Genomic DNA, 18,328 nt, shown 5'->3' with positions numbered 1-18,328 from the left:
AACACCCAGCAAACAGAGCGAGGTGTTAAGCCCTATGGCCTGCATGGGCACAATCTTCATGGCCAAGAAGGTTGCCATTGCCGCGATGGTGGTAAGCCCGGAGAGCAACACGCCCCAGCCGGTTGAGCCTACGGCCTCGACAACAGACGTGCGCCGGCGCCCCGTTTGCACAAATCGGGTTTTGAAGAAGTTGTAAAGGTGGATGTTATAGGCTATCGAACAAGCGAATGCCAGTATGACGGCAATCATCACGGTGGGCTGGTCTACGTAGATGCCCACCCAGCCAATGACGCCATAACCCAACAAGATGCCGACCACAGATGTGAGCAACGGCGCAACCACACCGCGCAACGAGCGCGTTACGAAAAACATAATTAAGATGGAGGCGATGAAGGCGAAGAGCATCAAACGGCCCATTTCGCCCTGCAAGAAGGTTACCTTTTCGTGGGTTAGATAAGGCATGCCCGAGGCGTTGGGCGACAATTCCCGATATTTGGGCTTGCTGATGATGTGCGCCAGTTCCTTTCCCGTGAGTATGTCGGGCGAGGTATTGCTGGTCTTTTTCCATTCCTGTTCGGGCGGAAAGGTTCGTAGCTTCACCATTATCCACGTCATCGTGCCGTCTTTCGACACCAATTTGCGGGCCAAATGCGGCTTACTGAACGCCCGTTGCCTAATGGCGGCCAACGAATCGGCATTGGTGGGTATCTCGTCGGGCACTATTTGCTCGATGGCCAACCCCTCATCGTTGCCCACGGTGAACTCTAAATCGGTGAGCGAGGTTATCTTTTCGGCATACGAGAGGCTGTCGAGCAGTTCGTTGCTCAGCTCTCGGATGAGCGAAAGGCTGCGATGCGAGAATACATCTTTGTTCTTAACCAGCACGGCCGCATAATAATCGTTGCCGAAGATGGACTTGAACTCGTTGGTCTTAACCAGCACGGGGTCGTCTTCGAGAAAGTAATCGTCGAACGAGGTCTTCATTACGATGCGCTTAGTGCCCACGACAGAGAAGACCATCAATGCCGCAAAGGCCGCCAACACCAGCCACCTGTGCCTGAGTGTACAAATGGCAGCGCGCTTAAAACTTTTGTTTACGCTTTCTATTTTCATTGTATTTGAGTTTATTTGTTGTTTAGTTTACGGGGTTGTGAGCCCTACACTTTCATCAGTTTTCGCCAACCTGCGGTTGAGAATTCGAAGTATTCGGCAAAGAATTTGGTGATGTCTGCCTCCGTAAGTCCTTCATGCCGCACAATCTCAAAGAGAACGTTCGACCACATCGAACAGACAATTTGCATAAAGAACGGCGACACCTCGACATGCAACCAGGGATATTTCTGTTTCAACATTTGCAGATACTCCATGCCCAATTGCGCCTGTTGGGCGGTAAGCCGCTCACGATAGCCCTCCAACGAAGTGCCTTCGGCGTTGCAGAAAAGCAGTTTCAGTTCGGTTCTAAACCGCCCTATCAGGTCTAAAAGCCTGTTCATCATCTGCGTTTGCATCTGCTCTACCGACAAGTCGTCTATCACCAAGTGCTCGCTGTTGTTGTGAAACAGCAAATACTCGTCTAATGCTTTAAGCAATGGGGCCAGCACGGCGCACAACAGTTTGTCCTTACTGTCGAAGTACTTGTAGATATTTCCCAACGACACCCCCGACAATTTGGCAATGGTTCGCATGGAAGTTCTCTTCACTCCGTTGCGTACAAATTCCTCATGGGCCACGGAAACAATCCTGCCCTGCACATCATCTTTCTTCACTTGCATATCGACAGTGGGTTTAAAGGTACGTTAAAAGAGAACGATGTTTGATTATGTTCACAAAAAAAGCGCACTGTCTGATGTTCCAGACAGTGCGCTTTGTGATAAAGGCAACTTGCTTGTAGCCCTATATGTCTTTTCATGTCAATCATATTTTTACACTTTTCGCCAACAAAGTTACGCGTTTTCGCGAAACTTCACAATACCTATTATTCGGTATTTTGATTTCGGTAAAGGCACGTGAAGGGGCTTTTCGTACGCCAATCACGCTCACCGCGTATGCGCAACACCCACACTCAGCACGCTCATCTTTACGTTGGGAATGTCCTTCAAGCACCCCATACAGGCACAAAGGGTGGCTCCTGTGGTAACGACATCGTCCACAAAAAGCACATGGCAGCCCGTTTCGGGCATCCTCTGCACCAGCTTAAAGGCCTGATTAACGTTGTCGGTGCGCGCCCAACGGTCTTTGTGGGTTTGCGTTTCGGTGTTCACGACACGGCGAATAAGCCCACGTTTCACCTTTAAGCCCGTTACTTGTGCGATGCCTTGCGCCAACATTTCGCTCTGATTATAGCCTCTTTGCCGCAGCCGTTGTCGTGCCAAGGGCACTGGTACAATGAAGTCGATGCCTTCGAAGAAACCTGTTGGCAGCAATTCTTTACCCATCAGCTGTCCTAGTTCTATGCCCATATCGGGACGATTGCCGTATTTCAGTTTATAAAGCAAGGCACTAGCAGGCGCGGCAGCCTGATAATGCAGCAGGGCGGCACACCGTTCAATGGGCACACGGCCCCAAAACAGCTGTGCCATCTCGTTGTCGTAGGGAGCCAGGGCGTAGTTAGTTCTAGGCAGATGAAGGTTACAACAGGCGCACACGATGTCTTCCTGCGGTTCAAGTCGCGTTCCACACACGGCGCATGAGCGGGGTGCGAGCAAGCTTACGATGCGCGCCCAAAGGCTAATCTTCGGCAAACTCGTCGACATCGGTTAGGCATTTGCGAATGGTTTCCATGTCAAAACCACGACCTAAGGCAAACTTTATCAGTTTCATGTTCAGTTCGTAGTCGGTAGTTGCTTTCAAAGTGCGGCGTTTACTGTCGAGCAATGGGCGCAAAACAGCCGTAAAGTCTTCGGGTTCCACCTCGTCTAACACCGGCTTATACACATCGCTCGAAACGCGTTTGGCCATCAAGGCCTGTTCCACCTTGCGTCGTCCCCAGCGGTTATAGGTAATCTTGTCGCGCACAAACATACGACAAAAGCGCTCGTCGTCCACATACTTGTTCGTCACAAGATAGTCAACGATACGTTGTTGCGCGTCTTCGGCAATGCCCCAACGCCACATTTTCTCGCGCATCTCTCCCGTGCAATGCTCCGCCTTAGCGCAAAGTGCGGCCAAACGGGTGCGTGCCTGTTCTTCTGTTATTCGCTTTTGTTTGTCTTCCATTGTTGAATATTTAGTTGATAAGTTGGTGAGTTGGTAAGTTTATGAGTTGGTGAGTTGACAAGTTGACAAGTTGACAAGTTGACGAGTGGTTAAGTTATAAGGCGCAGCCATCTTTTCACCATTAGGAGTTAAAGGAGTTATGGAGTTAAGGAGTTAAGCCAATTGCATTGGTGGCGTTAGCCATTTTTTCACCTTTTCACCTTTTCACCCTTTCACCTTTTCAATTTTTCACCTTTAAAGATTGCCATTGTGCAACCAAGCATTTGGCTTAACTCCTTAACTCCTTAACTCCTTAACTCCTTAACTTCTCAACCCCTCTGGCCTTATCGCCGACATCATTCGTTGCTTACCAAAGGCATCGTTTCTCGTTTCAATTGCCTGCCATCCCATATCGGCCAACATCCTTTTCATCGCCTCATGGCATAAAGGATTAATCTCAAAAAACAGCTTTCCGCCGCGTTTCAGGGCATGCAAACCATATCGGGCGATGCTTTCGTAAAACAACAGCGGCTCTTCGTTGGGCACGAAAAGGGCCGAATGCGGCTCGTTTTGCAACACGTTGGGCTGCATCTGTTGGGCCTCGCGCTGCATGATATAGGGCGGATTGCTAACAATCACATCCCAAAGAGCCACATCGGGAGGCATGCAAAGCGCATCTTGCAGCACGAACCGCACCTCCGCACCCAGCTTTTGGGCGTTTCGTTCGGCGATGTTGAGAGCCGTTTGCGATATGTCTATGGCCGAAACGCGCCACGTAGGCAGGTCGAGGGCCAGCGTTGTGGCGATACACCCACTGCCCGTACCCACATCTAACAACGTGGGCGACGTGCCACAGACGGGCAAGTTGCTGCAAGTCTGCACAATCCAGGCACACAACTCCTCGGTTTCTGGTCGTGGGATAAGCACACCTTGCGCCACATCGAACGTGCGCCCCGCAAAGTCGGCACGCCCCAACACATACTGCACGGGCACGCCTTGCACCAATTTATCCATCATTTTGCGCAGTCTGTGGTCATCGTCTTGCGATAATTGTGTAACTTTGCCTGCGTAAACATCGGCCAACGACAATCCAAAGCCGACGTCAAGCACCATCCTTACAATGGCCTTGGCCTCGCCTTCATCATAAAGGGGCAACAAACGGCGCCACAATTCGGGGTAGGTCATGGCTGCAAAAATAAGAAAAAAATGGATAAAAGCAATGTGAACGACACGGAAAAATGGTTGCCGCAAGCCGAAAACGCCTCGCCGACGCCCGGCAGCATGGGCCCGACAACGGCACAAGCGCGCGCCACTGCCACCCAAGCCACCGACGAACGCTACATGCGCCGATGCTTACAACTGGCTCGTTGCGGACTGCTGGGGGCTAAGCCCAATCCGATGGTGGGGGCGGTAATCGTGCATAACGACCGCATTATCGGCGAAGGCTACCACATTCACTGTGGCGAAGGCCATGCAGAGGTGAACGCTTTTGCCGCCATTAGACCCGAAGACGAACCTTTTCTGCCCCACTCCACGCTTTATGTAAGTCTCGAACCCTGTTCGCATTACGGCAAAACGCCCCCCTGTGCCGACCTTATCATCCGCAAAGGCGTGCCGCGTGTGGTGGTGGGATGTGTCGACCCCTTTTCCAAAGTGCAGGGACGAGGCATCGAAAAACTGCGCCAAGCAGGTATCGAGGTGGTCGTGGGGGTACTCGAAAAAGCGTGTTTGGCACTTAATCGCCGTTTCATTGTGTTTCAACGCGAGCAACGTCCGTACGTAATCATGAAGTGGGCGCAAACCACCAACGGCTTTATCGACGACCATTTCCACGCCTTAACCATATCTACGCCCTTCACCCAAATGCTGTCGCATAAGCTAAGGGCGGAGTGCGATGCCATTTTGGTGGGCAAAACCACCGACGAACGCGAACATCCTGCACTGAATACGCGCCATTGGTGGGGCGAAAATCCGCGCCGCCTTGTGCTGCATCGGCATCAACCCATCACCCAATTGCTCGCACAGCTGTACCAAGACAACGTGCAAACGCTCATCGTTGAGGGTGGTGCCATTGTGCATCAAGCCTTTATCGATGCCAATTGTTGCGACGAAATACATCGCGAAACGGCCCCTTTCACCGTCTACGATGGCACTAGGGCCGTTGCCATTCCGCCTAAATTCCAACTGATAAAGCAGGAAACATACGATGGCAATGTGCTAGAAGAGTTTGTTCATGAGTATGCTAGTTTATAATGCAGTGAGGTGATAGGCCTTTCGCGAAGCCCGTTCGTCTGGCATAGAACACACAGACTACTATTTAAGGCCCGACTATTATGGCAAAATCATACTCGACGACTATTAAAATCCATAACTTTACCCCAGATGAAAAACGCCTTTACCATACGTCTTAAACGGCTAACTTTGTGCGCCGTGCTATTTGCACGCGTGTCGTCGCCATGCCTCGCACAAACTGTGCGACCTCTAGATCTGGGTCAACACGGTTGGCTAACAGACTCGATGATGCGCCAACAAGCACTCCGCTATCAGATTATATCCGCCAAAAACGACATCAAACTACATTGGACGGGCAAGACTTTCAGGCCTCCGAAAGGCTGCGAGGGAGATAGGCACTTGGTTACCTCATCGTTGGAAAAGGTGGATAGCAAACTCTTCACCCACCCACTGTCCATTATAATAAAGGACATAGAGGTGAGCAAAAACGACGGTAAGCAGGAACCGATGACCATCCTTGCCGTGAAGTCAGCAGATAAGAGGTGGAAAATCAGCCTTTCTCATACAGGTTGGTTCATGCTAAAAGAATATATCGGACCTGCATTTGGCACAACCTTCCTCGTTGATAACTGCATCTACATCATCATTTTTACGCCCATGTGGAAAACGGAATGGAACGGATTATCAGCAGAAACCTACCGCGAGGCCTTATATCGTGATGTGGTAAAACCATTTATCGGCAAGCTTTTGCCACAATAACAAACGCTATTCTCGCCGTAAGGGTGGAGGAAAGTACAAACAAAAAACAATCTGGCTGAGAAATGAAAGGAAAAGAAATTAAAGCAATAAATTGAGCGTAGTTTATCATCTTTGTGCAGTAAAACCAGGATAAACACTCATTATTCAAGCACGAAATACCGCTCAAAGACACGATACCCCCCCCCGAAGTTCTGCCCTATCTGCCTGCGACAAAACATGGTTATGCCTTGAAAAGGAATGAACTCACAAATTTGTTGAAGAGGAGTGGCGGAGTTAAACCCCAATCGATTCATTAGAGATTTGCACAAGCAAACAGTTACAAAGATATTCTTCTGTGGCATGAAATGCGTATGGCTAGCTAACTATTTGCGTGTTTTCGACGTTTCTTTGGGTAAGACGAAAGCGAATTTTCCTAACGAACCAATTTGAGTTAAAGTGAAACAGCATTGCCTTTGGAAAGCCATAGGTGCATCGCAAGCAAACAAAAGTGCTCCGTTTCCTCTGCGTAAGGGCTTGTCGATGCCACGCTACGCACGTCTTGCATCCTCCCAACAACTATTTTCCAAAAGCAATTCTGCCTGACTATAAAGAGTTAAGCCAAATGGCTTGTACGGGGTGGACGACAACTCATGTCAACTCACAAACCCGTCTGCACACAAACTCTCCCAACTCCCCTGCTCATAAATTCCCGAACCAACACGCTCGTCAACTCGTCAACTTGCCATCTCATCAACTCATCAACTCATCAACTCGTTAACTCGTCAACTCGTCAACTTGTCATCTCGTCAACTTGTTAACTAGTTAACTGGTCAACTGGTCAACCCGAAACCCTGTCAACTTTTCAGTAAGAAATTTAACATTATAAGCGCCCTTTTTGCTCACCAACCGTCTACCTTGTCGCAAAAAATCGATTCTCGCGAAGGTTGGTTTGATGCAAAAAGGCGTTAGTCTATGAATGATGTAAAATGGATATTTATTCCAAGAGAACGCCATTTGCACCGTTTTTCTAGCTGTTTTCGGCACAATATAGTGCAATATGCCGCTAAACGCAGTGCAATATGGTGCAAAATGCATTGCGTTTTGGTGCTAAATGCAGTGCGTTTTGGTGCAAAACGCAAGGTAAAATGGTGCAAAACGCAGTGCAAAATGGTGCTAAACGCAAGGCGAAAAGTATAAAAATACGCTACATTTGTATAAACAAAACCTTTAATAACCATGAAATACTGGGCTAAAAATGGCAAAATGGTCGTTAAAAAGTGGGTTTTTGGGGCCTAAAAGTAGGTTTTTGGACTGCAAAAATCATGGGTTGGCAACCAATCTAGAAAGGCAAAATGGTGCAAAATGCAGGTCCTTTTCTTTAAAACGGACATATCGGAAGACGTAAAAGGCCATTATTTGTGGCCATTTACCTACTTTTTAGCCTAAATTTGCGCTAGAACGGAGTGAAATTTGGAGCGACATTGTAAAATAAATAATAAGAATTTAAGGTTTCGAGTTGGTGAGATTATGAGTTTGTGAATTGAAGAGTTTTATAAGTTTATGGGCTGTTATTTTTTGTAAGTTGATGAGTTTGTAAGTTTATGGGGTCTTGATTTTGTAAGCCGAAGAGTTCTTGAGTTTATAAGTTGATGAGTTCTTGATTCTGTAAGCTGATGAGTTCTTGAGTTTGTAAGTTGGCGCGTTGATGTATTCGGGAGTTGGGTTTTCGTGTGTTCATAAGCCAGAGGGTTGTTCCGTTCTACACTCCGCACGAGAGAGAGATTGGCTATCTTATGTTAACATAACAAAGATGGCAGACAGATTACGACACGATGTTTGTCTTTTTATCGTGCCGTTTCGCACCACATTGTTTTCAGAAACATCTAAACGGACGATTGGGCTTAAACAACACACTGGAACTTTTCTTTTGACATTAGCTTGTAGATCAGCATTATTTTTACTACTTTTGTATTGCCTGATAATAACATGCAACACAGATGAAGAGGTATAAGGTTAAGGAAGTTATCAAGATGTTGGAAACAGACGGCTGGGTGCTCTGCACCACAAAGGGCGACCATCGACAATTTAAACATCCTACAAAGAAAGGGAAAGTAACGATAAGAGGTAAGGCTAGCGATGATTTGAGCCAAATCGGTTGTTAGAGCCTGTGCAGATTTTGTTTGGTTGTTGAGCATCTTGCCTGTCTTATTCTTGAAGGCGTAGCGGGCTACGTCAAGAGAATAAGACAGGCAAGATGCCGACAAGCAAACGAAAGATGAACAGGAGGCGACGGAAATAACCTAAAAATTTAGTAAACGGTCTAACAACCGATTGGGGTTTAAGCCAGTTCTTGTTAAACAGCATTTGGAAATAGGCTGGGTGGAAATAAAAAATCTCCCTGCTTTGCATAACCTATGCACTAGCCAAAATACATTAAACAGCAGCATTTATGGAAAGAATTAAAGTAAATATAGAATGGTACGACCACAACTTTGGTGCCAGCTTAGGCGACAATGTACCTGGTAGCGTTGTGCTTACAGCTAAGACTTACGACGAACTGATAAAAGAAATAGCTGCAACATTGCGGTTTCATATCGCGGGAATGATTGCAGACGGCGAAGACGTACCCCTATGGTTGCGTAATGGCGAATACGAATTTGACTACCATTTAGACACGGCCGCCCTTCTTCGTTCATGCGAGCCATACGCTAGTCTTGCAGCCATATCGCGCGCCTCTGGGGTGAACGAGAGGCAATTGAGCCATTATGCAAACGGCCTTAAAAAGGCTCGACCACAACAAAGACAACGTATCGTTGAGGGATTACACAAGATTGGCCGCAGACTTATTGGCATTGTATAACCCCCAACACAACGATTGCTACAAAGCCAGGCTTGTAAAGGTGAAAGGGTGAAAAGGTGAAAAAATGGCTGCGCCCTTTAAAGGTGAAAGGGTGAAAAAGTGAAAAAATGGCTGCGCCCTTTAAAGATGAAAGGGTGAAAAAGTGAAAAGGTGAAAAAATGGATGCGTCCTTTAAAGGTGAAAGGGTGAAAAGGTGAAAAAATGGCTGCGCCCTTTAAAGATGAAAGGGTGAAAAATTGAAAAGGTGAAAAGGAAAATACAACCTTACGCAGAGGAAGAGGATCACTTCTTGTTGGTTTACGATGCACACTATGTCGTTACAAATCCAATTCTGTTTGACAACACATTGACAAGTTAACCAGTTGACGAGCTAACAAGTTAACCAATTGACGAGCTAACAGGTTAACCAGTTGATGAACTAACAAGTTAACAAGATTGGTGGGCGCAGCCATCTTTTCACCCTTTCACCTTTTCACCTTTTCACCCTTTCACCCTTTCACCTTTTCACCCTTTCACCCTTTCACCTTTTCACCTTTTCACCTTTTCACCCTTTCACCTTTTCATCTTTTCACCCTTTCACCCTTTCACCCTTTCACCCTTTCACCCTTTCACCCTTTCACCTTTTCACCCTTTCACCTTTTCACCCTTTCACCTTTTCACCTTTTCACCTTTTTACTATAGCACCAACCCATAAAACAACAAAACGCCACTACCATATCTTTTGCTCGTTTACCTACTAGCAGTAAACCAACAAAATATATGATGGTGGCGTTTAATAAAATATTATCGCGATGTAGTTATCTGCGTTTATTCGCTGCACCATGCCTTGCTATGCACCATTTAGGCACATTGCAGACAGAGTATGCTACACGTTAAGCAACTATTACCACTTAAACGAGAGGATACGGGGGTTGATGTTGAGCGAAACAAAAGCCCAGTCTTGCCAACGCTTGTAGTTTTCTCCATTAACAACATCCAAACCCTTCGTTGCCAACATAGTGGAGTAACCAACTGTCAGTTTCACGTCTTGCGTTATCTCATAGTCGAGTTGCAGGTCAACTTCTCCACCAAGACCTTGGTCCTTGCCGTCCGTCTTCACTGCATCCATGAAATAGTGTCCGTTAGCTTTCAATGCAAGCTTTTCAGTAGGCGTAAAGGTAACACCCAGCTGAATGTCTTGCAAGCCAAGGCTACGATGTTCTCTTACATAGAAGTAGTCCATTGCTCCATAGAACTTATGATGCGTGCCATAAAGGGGATCAAAGGCGTTATAAGTGTCTCCCTTTCCGTCTTCACCACTCAGATAATCATAGCCCAAGTTAAACTTCCATTGCTCGTTGGGCATGAAACCTGCGTTAACGCTAGCCATCCAAGCAGAAACTTTCGTGTCGCCTGTTGGGCGTTTACCCATTTGATAGTAAGCAGAAGCCTGCAAGTCGAGCTTTTCGGGGCGATAAGTAACATAGGTGCCGAGGGTTTGCATGTACTTCGTATCACCCTCAGCTCCAGGTCCATACTCCCAACCTAAGTTAGAAAGCAAAGCAGAAATGCCGAATGGGTTGTCCTCGTTCCCATAGTGGTACCAGAAGGTTTGCATGTGTTTGTAGGGTTGGCCAGGTGCAAACTTTGTTCCAAGCAAGTTCTCTCCACTTTGGTTGTATGCCAAGATAAGGTGCAGCTTGTGCATATCGTTCTCGTAACCCAGCTTTAAGGCATCGTGACTTCTGCCGGCTACGTTCCAATCGAGTGCACCGAAGATGCGCTCATCATCGTAAGAGAGGATTTGACGACCCAATTTAGCGAAGAAACCATCACCGAACTTATACTGTCCCCAGGCCTCGTTCATCATGATTTCACCTTTACTTTCAATCTGCATGTACTGTCCCCAAACACCAATCTGTTGAACAGAGAGCTTGGCACTAAGCCCGTCGCCACGTTCGAAACCCACTCCAAGCCTAGCACGCTCTTCGATGAACGATGCCGGTTGTGCGCTTTTGGGGCGTAACTGCATATAACCGTTGCGATATTCAGCGCGCGCACGTACCTGCGCGTCGATGTTAATCTCGTTATCGCCTTGTGCCCACATCATGGTAGGCATGGCAAGTAATGACAATGCGATAAAAGTCTTTTTCATTTCCAAAGCATTTAAGTTCTTAATTATTTTTTACTCCGCAAAAGTAAAAAGAAAAGAACATACCACCAAGAAAAAAGCTAACAATTATCAAAAAAAGGGCGAAAGTTTTCACTTTCGCCCGAAATCCGCAGGTATTTCTCCCCATTTAGAGGTTTCCCATTTAATTACTTGTGTATTAATCTCATGATTTTGCAGCCACCGTTCGGCCCTTTCTATCACTTGAAAAAGCGATTCGGTTTTGGCGTTGCGCTCCAATTTGGTTTTGCATTTCTTTTTTCGTACCCACAGTATGGCATTATAACTGTCGGAATATATCACCTTATCGGTTATGCCCTGCCGCTGCATTAAGGCCAAAGCATGAACAATGCCGAGAAATTCGCCGATGTTATTGGTGCCGTGTACTGGGCCAAAGTGGAACACGGGATAGCCCGTTTGCAGGTCGACACCTTGGTATTCCATCGGTCCGGGGTTGCCCGAACAAGCCGCATCCACCGCCCATGCGTTGGCTTTTACCTCTGCGGGCAGCGGTAACACGGTGTCGGTGCGGTGCGATGGCGGGTTAACGAGTTGCGATGCCATGACTTACATTCTCTCTGGAACCTCGATGCCCAACAGCTGCATGCCGTTCTTAATGGTCTTGGCCACGTTCTTTGCTAATGCCAAACGCAGTGTTTTGGCCTCGGCACTCTCGGCGTTGAGGATGCTGTAATCGTGGTAGAACTGGTTAAAGTCTTTGGTCAACTCGTAGCAATAGTTGGCTATGCCACTGGGACTGTAGTCCTTTCCTGCCTGTTCTACCACCGTTTCAAAGCTGTTGAGCTTTTGGATAAGCTGCACTTCTTTCTCGTTTAGGGGCAGCGTGTTGGGCAAAACGCTGGGCAGAACAATGCCTTCGGCCTCGGCTTTACGCATAATGCTGCGTATGCGGGCGTATGTATATTGTATGAATGGGCCTGTATTGCCGTTGAAGTCGATGCTTTCTTCGGGATTGAAGAGCATGTTTTTGCGCGCGTCTACTTTAAGGATAAAGTATTTTAGCGCACCCATGCCCACGATGCGAGCAATGTCGTTGCGCTCGTTCTCGGTCATATCGGCAAACTTACCCAACTCTTCGCTGGTGCGGCGAGCGGCAGAAACCATCTCTTCCATCAAGTCGTCGGCATCAACCACCGTACCTTCACGACTTTTCATCTTGCCGTTAGGCAGTTCAACCATGCCGTAAGAGAAGTGAACCAACTCTTTTCCCCACTTAAAACCCAGTCTGTCGAGCAGGATGGAAAGCACTTGGAAATGGTAGTTTTGCTCGTTACCCACCACGTAAATCATCTTGTCGATGGGGTAATCCTTAAAGCGGAGGTCGGCCGTTCCGATGTCTTGGGTCATGTAGACACTTGTGCCGTCGGCTCTGAGCAACAGCTTTTGGTCGAGTCCTTCGTTGCTAAGGTCTGCCCAAACACTGCCATCGGGCTTGCGGAAGAACAGCCCTTTGGCCAGTCCTTCTTCGACTTTGGCCTTGCCTTCGAGGTAGGTTTCCGACTCATAATATATCTTATCGAAACCAACGCCCATCGCTTTATAGGTTTCGTCGAAACCTTGATACACCCAATCGTTCATCTTTTTCCACAGTGCGCGCACCTCTTCGTCGCCCTGTTCCCAGCGCACAAGCAAACGTTGAGCCTGATACAAGAAACTCCTTTTTATCTGACCCCTTATTTTTTCTTTGCATTTTTGCTTTAGGATGCCTATCGTTTTGGGTTTATAGCCTTGTTTTTCTAAACGTAACCACATTGGATATCTATCTAATTCTTGAATGATTTTGTTCATTCCATAGCCATAATCGTCAGAAAACCTATACTCTTCATTCTGCATTTTAGTTTCAATTATGGCCCATACACTACGATATGTGTTTTTATACAACGTAGGATTTACGACTCTTTTAAAATTAGATGGAGGATTACCATTTGTCCATTTGTAGCGGAAAGTTTTCTCTTGTCGCTTTTGTTTTTTGTTAAACTCAACATATAAATCCCCCACAAGGTGGTCGCCCTTCTTTCCCGTGCTTTCGGGAGTAGCGCCGTTGCCCCACTTTTTCCAGGCCAACATCGACTTGCAGATGTGTATTCCGCGGTCGTTAACGATGTTTGTCTTCACAACGCGGTTGCCGTTGGCCTCCATGATCTGGGCCAACGACCAGCCGAGGAGGTTGTTTCGCACGTGTCCGAGGTGCAAAGGCTTGTTGGTATTGGGCGAAGAATACTCTATCATCACGAGTGGCGACTGCTCGTTAACGGCCTTTTCGCCAAAACGAGGTTCGCTGTCGATGCGGTTGAGCAAGCTAATCCACGCCGCCGGTGCAATGGTGAGGTTGAGAAAACCCTTCACCACGTTGAAACTTTGCACCACTTTGCAGTGCTGTGCCAGATAATCGCCCAGCTGTTGGGCGGTGTCTTCGGGTTTCAGCCTCGACAATTTAAGGAAAGGGAACACCACGAGCGTGAGGTTTCCCTCAAACTCGGCCTTTGTCTTTTGCAACTGAACCATCGTTGTTGGCACGTCTTGGCCAAAACATTCTTTCACCGCTTGCACCACGGTTGCTATTATCTCGCTTTCAATATTCATGCTGTTCTGTTTCGATTTTTCTGTAAGCAGATGCAAAGGTAGTGATTTTTTTTGGGTTTTAAGCAGGCTATGGATGGCAAGTAATGTTAGAAGAACTTGTTAATCAAGGAGAACTAAGCGTGCAATACGGGCATGAAAAGCCAGCCCTCCTTTGATAAGAAAGACATCAAAGGCCAGGCTTTGCACTTGCATCGCCTGGCTATGGTTTGGCCTTTACTGGCCCCTACGCATCATTTCCACATACTTTTGCATCTTCTCCTTAAAGGCCTTTTCGGTCATTTCTTCGCCTCCCGTGGGTTCTTTCAAGGCGTGGTCTACGCTCATCGAGATTTTCTTGGCCACGAAGATTTGGTCTTTCAGTTCGGCTTCGAGTATCAATCCGCCCACATCCGTGTACAAAGGCCCAGCATCTACGGGGATATGCTTGGTAAACCAAATGGTTTGCTTGCCGTCTTTGCTTACCGCCTTCACGCACTCGTAGCCCAAGATGTCTTTCTTTTCATTGGGTTTTACGTCGAAGGTATCGGGCTTTAATGGGTCTACCAACAAATAATGCTTGCCCATCACCACCACTTTCGACACCTTTCTTTTGGTATCTTTGTTGTAGTATATGATGTTTTCGAGCTGATTTTTCACAAACTCGTTGGCATCAATGGTTTGTCCCATGAAAGTTATCATTTGTTTTCCTTCGCTGCTTGCGCGCGACCTTCAACCTGTCCGCCGTCTATACACATGATGTAGTAAGCCTTAACATCGGCCACCGCACTAATCAATGCTTTGCGCATCTCGTCGGGCAGACCCGATTCTTTCATTGCATCGGGCGAATTTGCATTAACGCGCGTTTCGTATTCAACGGTTAGTTGTTGGGCGTTAACTGCAATAGGTATGGCCGCAAACAGCATTGCGGCGAGAGATAATAGGATTCTTTTCATACGTTTATCTGTTTAAGTGTTATGTAAATCTACCGTTTGGGGTACTACTTAGAAGGTAACCATTGCCCCAATCATCACGCTTCCGGGCATGTAATGGATGTTACGTGTGCTAACGTAGTAGTTATCCACCACGCGTTCTTGCATCAGTCGTTCCCTCAGATTGAGCATGTCTTGCGCCGATGCCTTTAAGCGAATGTGCTTGTTAAGGTCGTATTCCATGCCAAACCGCAGGACCGTATAGTCTGTTCCGCTGCCACTTACCTTGCGCCAACGCTGTCCCAGCCTCACCGATGCTTGCCATTTGTTGGCGATATAGCCCAATTCGCCCTCCAAACGATAATCGTTTTGGTGCGAACGCAGCAGCTTGCTCTTATCGTTTGCCCATGTTGCGGCAGCGAACAGTTCGCCATTGAACCCACGTTTGAAGTAGGTTTTGACGTTAAGGTTGACGTTGAACGACCTACTATCCGACGTTTGCGCCACGCCTTGGTAGAAGAATGGCGAGCGCGCAAGGCTCAATCCGCCGTAAAGACGGAAGTTAAGCGGCGTGCTTATTAGCTTTTTCTCCATCATCGAGGCCAGACTAAGCCCCTTTCCACCCGATGCATTGCGACTGACGACATGCGAAACCAACCCGTCGGCCATGCTGTAATCGTAGGCCAAGGCGTTGTGGTTGTAGCTTAGCGACACCATATTAAATAGGGTTATGCCCTTAAAGAGGTTGGCATACGCCTGCATCGCCGTGAGTTCGGTGGTATGTGCGAGCGCATTTTCTATCTGCACATAACTCACACGCCTGAAATCGGCAATGTAAGGGCCATCGAACACCGCGCCAGCACCCATCAATTGGTACGTGCTTTTAAGTCGAAGTTCAACGTAATGCATCATACTAACACGATAACTGATGTTGAACAACGGCGAAACGGCCATCTTTGGCGAGACACCGAACGACAAGGGGCGCGACGAATGCAGGCTGAAATGATGGAATATGCCGCCCACACCGAACCTAAACTTACCCTGATCTTTATTCAAACTCAACTCTGCGCCGTTGTCGTAAAAGCGATAAGGCATCTTCAAAGCAGGGTTGTCCATGCCCACGCTGTCGCCCTTTACGGTGGTAGAGAAGGTTTCTAGGCCGTGGCGCAAGGCTATTCGCAAAAAGTAGGCGTCGGCAAACCTACGTACATACTGTGCCGAACCCGTAAATTCAAGCCTGCGTATGTTCATTTCCGAATGCAAAGCGGGCGACTTAAAGAGCGGCGTTGGTTGCGAAGAAAAGTCGTAACGGTTGTTACTGAACAAGAAGTTAAGGTCGGCCTTGTAGCTAAACACGTTCTTCCCATGCCGATAAAGCCACACCAAAGCGTTGTTTATCGTGGCCAATCGCCCTTTCGTCTGTTCGTTAAGGCCAACACTTTGCAGCTGTCGGTCGGTATTTCCTTCGGTCGTTCCAAAGTAACTGCGGTTGGTTAACGTCAGTTCCATGTTCTTTTGGTTGGCCAATTTGAACTTGATATTAGACAAGAAGTGGCGTTTATCTTGCAGTTCGAGTGTAGAATCGGTGTATGCCAGTCCGCCATGATAGGCGTAATGGTCGGTGCTTTTCATGCGATAACGGTCGGCTCCCACCATTCCGTTCCACAAAATCTTCATGTTTTTGCCAGGTGTCGACACCGTATTAAGCGACACCAACCCATTGTTGCGGCGGTAAACGTTCTCGCGATAGTCCAGCATCATGGCATAATCGGTAAACGTCTTACGCATGCTAGCCATCGGGTCATCGCCCGAAAGCATTTCGCTCCACCCGCCGTTCATGTTCACGATGTCGGCAGGCTGTATCAGTTTATCGCCAGTATTGTTGCCTCCCACGATGATATTGCCCATCATTCGCTTGCCCAGCAGCATGCCCGACCCCTTCGTCATCACCTTATTTAGCAGTCCGCCCTGTGCCTCGGCCTGTCCTTTAAGTCGCCCGTGCATGCTCTTATTCATCGAAAGGTCCACCACCGTTTGGTTACTACTCTTGAAACCAGAGAACACATTGTACTCCGAATAGTTGTCGATAACCTTCAAGTTATCTACACCCGATGCGGGAAGGTTCTCCATCGGCGTAGACACATTGCCTTGATAGAGGTCTTCGCCCTGCACCAACACCTTGCTCACGCGCTTGCCGTTTACGGTTAGCGAGTTGTCTCTCTCGTCGTATCGCACGCCGGGAAGGTTGTTCACCACGTCTTTCAGCACCTTTTCGCGCCCTGTTGTAAACCTCGATACGATGTAAGTAGTGGTATCGCCGTTCACAATCATTGGGCTCGACTTCACCTCTACCTCTTTCAAGTTGATGGCCTCCGACTTCAACGTGAAGTCTACCTGCATCTTTGTGTTTCCAAAGAGAAACACTTTCTTGCTCTGCGCCACATGCCCAATGGCCTTCGCCTCCACGCGAAGTGGGCCATTCGGCACGTTCTCTATGCGGAATTTCCCCTTTTCGTCGCAAGCCAAAGCTTGCCATTGCTTATCGTCTTTATCGTAAAGGGTTACGGTGCAGCGGGCGTTGGGGCTGAGCGAATCGGTCAGAACCGTCCCTTCAACAATGTTTTGGGCATGCACTGCTACCGCTCCGCACAGCATCAGCAGTGCGAAAATAAGCCTTGTTGTTAACAATTTGGCCTGAAAACATATTGTCGTTGGCATTCTTAACATAAGCGCCATTGGGGTTTTAGGTATTCGTAGATGGTTACAAAGATACGAAAAACGAACGAACCAACACAGAAAAGAATGTAAAAAAAGTTTCGTCATGCCATTAAAGAAAAAACGTTAACATTCTCCATCACCACTTAATATCACCACTATATGCCCTAGAACGCACCGCATAAATTTTGCCCAATAGGATAAATAGCGTAACTTTGCACATGATTATATAGAGTATATATAACGGAACAACAAGCCAACGTTGCAACTTGCACCGAGCTGCCACGATGGTTTTTTGCCGCAAACCAATAAACCCACACAAGGATATGGACAACATCAAGAAAGATTTTGCAGCACGCCTGCTTCAGGTTAACGCCATTAAGTTGCAACCCAACAACCCCTTTACATGGGCATCGGGCTGGAAATCGCCCTTCTATTGCGACAATCGCCGCACGCTATCGTTCCCCCAGCTGCGCAGTTTCATCAAGCTTGAACTGGCACATGCCGTGCTCGAACACTTTCCACAAGCCGACGCTGTGGCTGGTGTTGCCACGGGAGCAATTGCTCAGGGCGCGCTAGTGGCCGATGCGCTGCAACTGCCTTTTGTGTATGTAAGGAGCAAACCCAAAGACCACGGACTGGAAAACCTGATTGAAGGCGACCTGAAAGCGGGTCAGAAGGTGGTAGTTATCGAGGATCTCATCTCCACAGGAGGTAGCAGCTTGAAGGCTGTCGAGGCTATCCGAAAGGCTGATTGCGAAGTGGTGGGCATGGTTGCCGCCTACACTTACGGGTTCGCCGTTGCCGAAGACGCGTTTAAAGCGGCCGACGTAAAACTGGTAACACTTACCGATTACGAACACGTGGTGCAAAAAGCCGTTGAAACGGGATACATCGCCAAGGAAGATGTGGTGCTGTTGAACGAGT

Annotated in this window: 17 protein-coding genes; 6 read left to right on the top strand and 11 right to left on the bottom strand. The window is 47.8% G+C overall.

The window, feature by feature from the left end; genetic code table 11:
- From BN93_RS01645 to prmC, 5 genes are all read right to left on the bottom strand, one after another.
- Window positions 1-1,113: efflux RND transporter permease subunit (locus BN93_RS01645; protein WP_044259391.1), on the bottom strand; the 1,113-nt coding region annotated here is incomplete at its 3' end.
- 44 nt (window positions 1,114-1,157) lie between these two features.
- The gene (locus tag BN93_RS01640; protein WP_019186617.1) at window positions 1,158-1,772 is read right to left on the bottom strand and encodes a TetR/AcrR family transcriptional regulator; all 615 of its coding nucleotides are present in this window, start codon (window positions 1,770-1,772) and stop codon (window positions 1,158-1,160) included.
- A 264-nt stretch (window positions 1,773-2,036) separates the two neighbouring features.
- Window positions 2,037-2,753 (bottom strand): ComF family protein, encoded by a 717-nt coding sequence (locus tag BN93_RS01635; RefSeq protein WP_044259388.1) that lies wholly within the window; start codon window positions 2,751-2,753, stop codon window positions 2,037-2,039.
- On the bottom strand, window positions 2,728-3,216 hold the full coding sequence (locus BN93_RS01630; protein ID WP_019186615.1) for a regulatory protein RecX: 489 nt from the start codon (window positions 3,214-3,216) through the stop codon (window positions 2,728-2,730). Before BN93_RS01630 ends, BN93_RS01635 begins: the two co-directional genes overlap by 26 nt.
- 300 nt (window positions 3,217-3,516) lie before the next feature.
- Window positions 3,517-4,380 carry a peptide chain release factor N(5)-glutamine methyltransferase gene (gene prmC, locus BN93_RS01625; protein ID WP_019186614.1) on the bottom strand — a complete coding sequence of 288 codons (864 nt, stop codon included), beginning with the start codon at window positions 4,378-4,380 and terminating at the stop codon, window positions 3,517-3,519.
- Between the two features lie 21 nt (window positions 4,381-4,401).
- Here prmC and ribD point away from each other — a divergent pair, with 21 nt between their 5' ends.
- The 5 genes from ribD to BN93_RS01605 all read left to right on the top strand — a co-directional run bounded on the left by ribD (window position 4,402) and on the right by BN93_RS01605 (window position 9,025).
- Window positions 4,402-5,448, top strand: coding sequence for a bifunctional diaminohydroxyphosphoribosylaminopyrimidine deaminase/5-amino-6-(5-phosphoribosylamino)uracil reductase RibD (gene ribD, locus BN93_RS01620; RefSeq protein WP_019186613.1), 1,047 nt, complete (start codon window positions 4,402-4,404; stop codon window positions 5,446-5,448).
- A 129-nt stretch (window positions 5,449-5,577) separates the two neighbouring features.
- Entirely contained in the window at window positions 5,578-6,186 is a 609-nt protein-coding gene (locus BN93_RS01615) for a hypothetical protein (RefSeq protein ID WP_019186612.1), read from the top strand.
- Window positions 6,187-7,244: 1,058 nt separating this feature from the next.
- Window positions 7,245-7,418 carry a hypothetical protein gene (locus BN93_RS17280; RefSeq protein ID WP_019186609.1) on the top strand — a complete coding sequence of 58 codons (174 nt, stop codon included), beginning with the start codon at window positions 7,245-7,247 and terminating at the stop codon, window positions 7,416-7,418.
- Window positions 7,419-8,162: 744 nt separating this feature from the next.
- Window positions 8,163-8,327 carry a type II toxin-antitoxin system HicA family toxin gene (locus tag BN93_RS16410; protein WP_019186608.1) on the top strand — a complete coding sequence of 55 codons (165 nt, stop codon included), beginning with the start codon at window positions 8,163-8,165 and terminating at the stop codon, window positions 8,325-8,327.
- Between the two features lie 287 nt (window positions 8,328-8,614).
- Window positions 8,615-9,025, top strand: coding sequence for a type II toxin-antitoxin system HicB family antitoxin (locus tag BN93_RS01605; protein WP_019186607.1), 411 nt, complete (start codon window positions 8,615-8,617; stop codon window positions 9,023-9,025).
- 883 nt (window positions 9,026-9,908) lie between these two features.
- On the opposite strand, the gene BN93_RS01600 is transcribed toward BN93_RS01605, so the two are convergent.
- The 6 genes from BN93_RS01600 to BN93_RS01580 all read right to left on the bottom strand — a co-directional run bounded on the left by BN93_RS01600 (window position 9,909) and on the right by BN93_RS01580 (window position 17,404).
- Window positions 9,909-11,159 carry an alginate export family protein gene (locus tag BN93_RS01600; protein ID WP_044259544.1) on the bottom strand — a complete coding sequence of 417 codons (1,251 nt, stop codon included), beginning with the start codon at window positions 11,157-11,159 and terminating at the stop codon, window positions 9,909-9,911.
- Between the two features lie 108 nt (window positions 11,160-11,267).
- Window positions 11,268-11,738 (bottom strand): RNase H family protein, encoded by a 471-nt coding sequence (locus tag BN93_RS01595; RefSeq protein WP_019186605.1) that lies wholly within the window; start codon window positions 11,736-11,738, stop codon window positions 11,268-11,270.
- A gap of 3 nt (window positions 11,739-11,741) precedes the next feature.
- Window positions 11,742-13,778, bottom strand: a complete 2,037-nt coding sequence (gene argS / locus BN93_RS01590; RefSeq protein ID WP_019186604.1) for an arginine--tRNA ligase — start codon at window positions 13,776-13,778, stop codon at window positions 11,742-11,744.
- A 213-nt stretch (window positions 13,779-13,991) separates the two neighbouring features.
- Window positions 13,992-14,456, bottom strand: a complete 465-nt coding sequence (locus BN93_RS18335; protein WP_019186603.1) for a GLPGLI family protein — start codon at window positions 14,454-14,456, stop codon at window positions 13,992-13,994.
- A complete protein-coding gene (locus BN93_RS18330; RefSeq protein WP_232211067.1) occupies window positions 14,453-14,710 on the bottom strand; it encodes a hypothetical protein in 258 nt (85 codons plus the stop codon). Before BN93_RS18330 ends, BN93_RS18335 begins: the two co-directional genes overlap by 4 nt.
- 48 nt (window positions 14,711-14,758) lie before the next feature.
- On the bottom strand, window positions 14,759-17,404 hold the full coding sequence (locus BN93_RS01580) for a carboxypeptidase regulatory-like domain-containing protein (RefSeq protein WP_232211066.1): 2,646 nt from the start codon (window positions 17,402-17,404) through the stop codon (window positions 14,759-14,761).
- Window positions 17,405-17,727: 323 nt separating this feature from the next.
- Here BN93_RS01580 and pyrE point away from each other — a divergent pair.
- Window positions 17,728-18,328 (top strand): orotate phosphoribosyltransferase (gene pyrE / locus BN93_RS01575; RefSeq protein ID WP_019186600.1); only part of this gene is annotated, 601 nt, incomplete at its 3' end.

The sequence above is a fragment of the Prevotella conceptionensis 9403948 genome (genome assembly GCF_000312305.1).
Classification (GTDB): domain Bacteria; phylum Bacteroidota; class Bacteroidia; order Bacteroidales; family Bacteroidaceae; genus Prevotella; species Prevotella conceptionensis.
This window is presented reverse-complemented; position numbering and strand designations above follow the sequence as displayed.

Coding starts and splice junctions, on each gene's coding strand:
- BN93_RS01640 (WP_019186617.1), bottom strand. CDS start 1,772: ATGCAAGTGAAGAAAGATGATGTGCAGGGCAGGATTGTTTCCGTGGCC.
- BN93_RS01635 (WP_044259388.1), bottom strand. CDS start 2,753: ATGTCGACGAGTTTGCCGAAGATTAGCCTTTGGGCGCGCATCGTAAGC.
- BN93_RS01630 (WP_019186615.1), bottom strand. CDS start 3,216: ATGGAAGACAAACAAAAGCGAATAACAGAAGAACAGGCACGCACCCGT.
- prmC (WP_019186614.1), bottom strand. CDS start 4,380: ATGACCTACCCCGAATTGTGGCGCCGTTTGTTGCCCCTTTATGATGAA.
- ribD (WP_019186613.1), top strand. CDS start 4,402: ATGGATAAAAGCAATGTGAACGACACGGAAAAATGGTTGCCGCAAGCC.
- BN93_RS01615 (WP_019186612.1), top strand. CDS start 5,578: ATGAAAAACGCCTTTACCATACGTCTTAAACGGCTAACTTTGTGCGCC.
- BN93_RS17280 (WP_019186609.1), top strand. CDS start 7,245: ATGGTGCAAAATGCATTGCGTTTTGGTGCTAAATGCAGTGCGTTTTGG.
- BN93_RS16410 (WP_019186608.1), top strand. CDS start 8,163: ATGAAGAGGTATAAGGTTAAGGAAGTTATCAAGATGTTGGAAACAGAC.
- BN93_RS01605 (WP_019186607.1), top strand. CDS start 8,615: ATGGAAAGAATTAAAGTAAATATAGAATGGTACGACCACAACTTTGGT.
- BN93_RS01600 (WP_044259544.1), bottom strand. CDS start 11,159: ATGAAAAAGACTTTTATCGCATTGTCATTACTTGCCATGCCTACCATG.
- BN93_RS01595 (WP_019186605.1), bottom strand. CDS start 11,738: ATGGCATCGCAACTCGTTAACCCGCCATCGCACCGCACCGACACCGTG.
- argS (WP_019186604.1), bottom strand. CDS start 13,778: ATGAATATTGAAAGCGAGATAATAGCAACCGTGGTGCAAGCGGTGAAA.
- BN93_RS18335 (WP_019186603.1), bottom strand. CDS start 14,456: ATGATAACTTTCATGGGACAAACCATTGATGCCAACGAGTTTGTGAAA.
- BN93_RS18330 (WP_232211067.1), bottom strand. CDS start 14,710: ATGAAAAGAATCCTATTATCTCTCGCCGCAATGCTGTTTGCGGCCATA.
- BN93_RS01580 (WP_232211066.1), bottom strand. CDS start 17,404: ATGCCAACGACAATATGTTTTCAGGCCAAATTGTTAACAACAAGGCTT.